Raw genomic sequence first — 3,066 nt, forward strand, 5'->3', positions numbered from 1 at the left:
GTAGAGCGATTGCTTTGTTATACCAGGCTTGTTGAAAAGCAGGATTGAGATTTATCGCTTTATCAAAACATTCTACTGCCTCATTGTATCTTCTCAATTTACACAATGCTACCCCCTGGTTATAATAGCTATTTATATCTTTAGGATTCAATTTAGTGGCTTCCGCGAAACAGGCTGTTGCCTCCTGATATTCTTCTGATTTGCATAAATCTATTCCTTTATTAAACCATAATTGATAATCTGCTGGATTTAACTTAATCGCCTCATCATAGCAACTGATGGATTCTTTGTAGCTTCCAAGCATTGCCAGAGCCAATCCTTTATTAAACCATATCTGGGGAGAATTATGGTCTAATCTTAAAACAGCATCATAATAAACAACTGCACCTTTATATTCCCCAAGTTTATATAAGACATTTGCTTTATTAAGCCAGGCATTCTGGTCATCAGGATTTAAGTTTAGCACCTCATCATAACACAAATTTGCTTCTTTATATTTCTCAAGTTTTTCCAGTATCATTGCCTTGTTAAACCATGCGGCTGAGTCTTGAGAATTTAATTCAATAACCTTATCAAAAGATGAAAGAGCCTCATTGTATCTTCCCAGTTTATATAAAACTACCCCTTTGTTAAACCAGGCGGCGGCATCAGCAGGATATAAACCAAGAGTACCCTCATAACAAATAAGGGCATCTTCGTATTTCCCTAAATTATACAGGTCTATTCCTTTATTGTAGCAGGCATAAACGGATTTTGGCTCAAAGTATTTTATGGCAAAATCATAGCATTTTATTGCAGATTCATATTCCTTTAAGTTATCCAATGTTACAGCTTTATTATACCATGTATCTCCATCCTCTGGATTTAACTTAATCGTTTCATCAAAACAATCAAGTGCTTCTTTGTATTTCCCGCTTTGATATAAATCTACTCCCTTATTATACCAGAAAATAAAAGTTTCCTTACATACTCCAGTTTCCGTAATAAGAACCAAAATAATGGTAATTAACAAACATACCTTTATTCTCACTGACAATTCTCCTTTTGATATTATACCTTGATATAGAAAGAATGTCAAGCATTTTCTTCTTGACATTTAACATTGGATATGATAGAATTCTCTGGAGGTGAAAAAATGTATTTAACCTTTCCTCAACGAATGATAAAGATTGCTAATAAGACCAGATGGTTAATAATTTTGTTGGTCTTATTAGTCATTAAACTCTTCCCTGAAGCAGGAGTAGATTATACTCAAATTTACTTTTTGCTTATTTTAGCTGGTATTTATAATCTATTAGTTAGATTCATTCCCTGGCAACAACAATGGCAAGAAGGTAAAGGCTATCGAATCTGTTATGCTGAGAGCACACTGGATATAATCTTTATTAGCGGGATTATTTATTTAACTGGGGGGCTACAAAGTAATTTCTTCCTGCTTTATTTTGCGGTGATTATGTTTGCGGCAACTTATTATAACCCATTAAAATGTTTTTTGATAACTATCTGTATAAGTCTATTATATATTTTGAATGGAATTCTAACTGAACCTTCACTCCGTGTGCTTTTATCTACTCTTTTGAGTAGAATTCCACTTCTGTTTGCTATTGCAGGAGTTACTGTTTATCTCACTCAGGAAATTAAAATTCAAAGTGAAGAATTGGAATTAGAAAAGGAAAAACTTCAAAAACTCCTTCAAAGATTAAAAGGGAATTTAAAAGAGATTGACAAAAAGAATCAAATGTTAAATGAAATCTATAAACTTTCTTTAAAAATAGGCAGTAGTTTGAATTTAGAGGATGAGTTAAATAGTATTATTGATGTTACAAATGAATTTTTGAAATCAGATTTAATCCTCATTAGTTTGGTTGATGAGAACAAACAGGAGTTAGAATTCAAGGCAAAAAAAGGTAACTTATTATCAAAGATTTCTGATGTGAATAAAATAAAGATAGAAGAGAGTATATTAGGTCAAGTAATTAAAACCGGCCAGCCTGTAAGCATTGGTGATTTATCTAAGATAGGCTCGAAGGACCATCTCTTTACTTCAAAAGAGGGAATATCTTCTTTGCTCTCAGTTCCTTTAATTGTCAATGAAAAACCGATTGGTGTTTTTACTTGTGTTTATTCTAAAGTAATGGAATTTAAAGAAGATGAGGTAAAATTTTTAACTCTGATTGCTACTCGAGCCGCTCTATCCATAAATAATGCCCAGTTGCATGATGAAATTAGAAAATTAGCCATCACTGATGGTCTAACCGGACTCTATAACTACCGCTATTTTCAAGAAAGTTTAAAAAGAGAAATAGAACGGTGTAAAAGGATTAAAAGTTCCTTATCTTTATTAATGATAGATATTGACCACTTTAAAAACTTTAATGATACTTATGGACATCAGGAGGGAGATATATTGTTATCCAGGTTGGCGATGCTCTTAAACTACCATATTCGGCAGACAGATATTATTGCTCGCTACGGTGGAGAAGAATTTGTGATTATTGCAACTGATATCTCGCTGGGAAATACCTTTTTGTTAGGAGAACGAATAAGACACGAAATAGAAAAAGGTTTATTGACCGAAGAAGATGCGTATCGACTTAAAACTACTTTACCTGTAACCATAAGTATTGGTATTGCCGTATTTCCTGCTGATGCCCTTGAGCAGAAAGAGTTGATTAAATGTGCGGATACGGCACTTTATGAGGCGAAAAACACTGGAAGAAACAAAGTCGTGGAATATGGTAAAATAATGTAATTTTCGGTGGTGTCTGAAAATAACGCTAATAGTGAAATCTATGCAGATTTGGTGTAAAAAAGGGGATAAGGAGATAAAGAAAGATATGGAGATTATTCATTGTAATTTCCAAAATTTTAGAATGAATTTATCTCCTTATCTTCATAATCCCCATATCTCCTTTTCTTACACTATTTCAACCTTTATGCTAGTGCTCTGTCGCTACTCAATTGATGTCCCCCCTGGCCTAATCATTACCCACATCTTTTAGTGGACAGATTAGATAGAAATTCCAAATTCCAAGCACCAAATTCCAAATAAATTCCAAATTCCAA

General features: G+C 33.3%; 3 protein-coding genes. 2 read left to right on the forward strand and 1 reads right to left on the reverse strand.

Annotated features, from left to right (window positions below; translation table 11 throughout):
* On the reverse strand, window positions 1-1,030 hold a 1,030-nt coding region (locus AB1422_18420; GenBank protein ID MEW6621275.1), incomplete at its 3' end, for a tetratricopeptide repeat protein.
* Window positions 1,031-1,135: 105 nt separating this feature from the next.
* On the opposite strand from AB1422_18420, the gene AB1422_18425 reads away from it, so the two are divergent.
* Together AB1422_18425 and AB1422_18430 are read left to right on the forward strand one after the other, a co-directional pair.
* On the forward strand, window positions 1,136-2,752 hold the full coding sequence (locus AB1422_18425) for a sensor domain-containing diguanylate cyclase (protein MEW6621276.1): 1,617 nt from the start codon (window positions 1,136-1,138) through the stop codon (window positions 2,750-2,752).
* A gap of 40 nt (window positions 2,753-2,792) precedes the next feature.
* Window positions 2,793-3,002 carry a hypothetical protein gene (locus AB1422_18430; GenBank protein MEW6621277.1) on the forward strand — a complete coding sequence of 70 codons (210 nt, stop codon included), beginning with the start codon at window positions 2,793-2,795 and terminating at the stop codon, window positions 3,000-3,002.
* The last annotated feature ends 64 nt before the right edge of the window (window positions 3,003-3,066 follow it).

Source organism: bacterium, from assembly GCA_040757115.1.
GTDB lineage: Bacteria > UBA9089 > CG2-30-40-21 > CG2-30-40-21 > SBAY01 > JBFLXS01.

Coding starts and splice junctions, on each gene's coding strand:
- AB1422_18430 (MEW6621277.1), top strand. CDS start 2,793: ATGCAGATTTGGTGTAAAAAAGGGGATAAGGAGATAAAGAAAGATATG.
- AB1422_18425 (MEW6621276.1), top strand. CDS start 1,136: ATGTATTTAACCTTTCCTCAACGAATGATAAAGATTGCTAATAAGACC.